Raw genomic sequence first — 1,507 nt, 5'->3', positions numbered from 1 at the left:
ATGGCTTTTTGTCTGAAAACGCTGATTTTGCCGAACTTTGTAATCAATGTGGCGTGAAGTTCATTGGACCAAGTGCCAAGGTCATTAACCTCATGGGTAACAAGGGGCACGCGAAAGAAGCCATGAAGAAGAGCGGGGTTCCAACGATTCCTGGTAGTGATGGCTTCATCGATTCCGTTGAGCAGGCTAAAAAAGTTGCCCATCAGATTGGTTATCCGGTTATGCTAAAAGCTGCTGCAGGTGGCGGAGGCAAAGGAATTCGGAAGGTGGCCGATGATGATGAACTTTTAAAGGCCTTTCAGGATACCAAACGGGAAGCTAAGCTTTCGTTTGGTGACGATCGGTTGTACATGGAAAAAGACCTAAATGATGCCAAACACATCGAAATGCAAGTCATTGCTGATGAACATGGCGACATCGTCTATTTTCCAGAACGGGACTGCTCACTTCAACGTAATCATCAAAAGGTAATTGAGGAGAGTCCTTGTTCTGAGATTACCCCTGACAAACGAAAAGAACTTGGTCAGATTGTAGTAAACGCTACCAAGGGAATCCAATATACAAATACAGGTACATATGAATTCTTAATGGATCAAGATCATAACTTCTACTTTATGGAAATGAATACGCGACTGCAGGTTGAGTACACCATTACCGAAGAAGTAGCTGATGTTGAAATCATCAAGGCCCAAATTTTGGTTGCTGAAGGAGAAAAGCTACCCTTTACTCAATCCGATTGTGAAGTGAAGGGATATGCTCTTGAGTGTCGAATTGACGCTGAGGACCCTAGTAATAATTTTGCCCCATCGCCTGGTAAAATCACCAGCCTGCATCAGACTTACGGAACCAAGGGTGTTCGGGTTGATTCGGGGATTGGACAAAATGACGTCATTTCGCCGTACTATGATTCGATGATTGCCAAGATCATCGTTCATTTGCCGACCAAAAAGCAGGCAGTACACAAAATGCGACGGGTTCTTAATGAATTTCACATTGAAGGAGTTAAAACCAACCGAGACTTCTTGATTGCATTGTTAGCGGACAAGCATTTCTTAGCTGGTGACTTTAACAATAATTATATTGAAAGTACGTTCTTAAAAGAATGGATGAAGAAACATGGCAAAAAATAATTTTGAGAATTTGAGTTCTGATGAACTATCCAGAAGAATGGATCAAATTCCTGAAGATATTTGGATAAAATGTCCATACTGTGGGACCACATTTTTTAAAAAGAAGTTGGGTAAGTACAAAGAGTGTCCGAATTGTGGTTATGCCTTCAGAATTGGGGCTAAGGAACGCATTGCAATGATGTGTGACGATTTTACCCCAATTAACACGGATTTGAAGGCGTCGAAAAAATTTAAAGACGCTAAATACGTGGCTAAATTGAAAAAAGCACGGGAAGTAACCGGTATTAATGAAAGTGTCCTTTCGGGGATTGGAACCATTGACGGTACCAAGGTCGCAATTGCTGTCATGGACTGGCGATTCGTGATGGCCAGTCTTG

General features: G+C 42.1%; 1 protein-coding gene and 1 pseudogene. Both read left to right on the top strand.

The window, feature by feature from the left end:
* The coding region (locus tag FC73_RS06830; protein WP_056936310.1) for an acetyl-CoA carboxylase biotin carboxylase subunit at positions 1–1,130 on the top strand (1,130 nt) is incomplete at its 5' end.
* Positions 1,117–1,507, top strand: a pseudogene (locus tag FC73_RS06825) (acetyl-CoA carboxylase carboxyl transferase subunit beta); the annotation flags it as partial. The gene FC73_RS06830 and the pseudogene FC73_RS06825, both read left to right, overlap by 14 nt.

This window comes from Fructilactobacillus fructivorans, from assembly GCF_001434095.1.
GTDB classification, from domain to species: Bacteria; Bacillota; Bacilli; order Lactobacillales; family Lactobacillaceae; genus Fructilactobacillus; species Fructilactobacillus fructivorans.
Note: the sequence above shows the minus strand (reverse complement) of the source record. Positions and strands in the feature narration are given on the sequence as shown.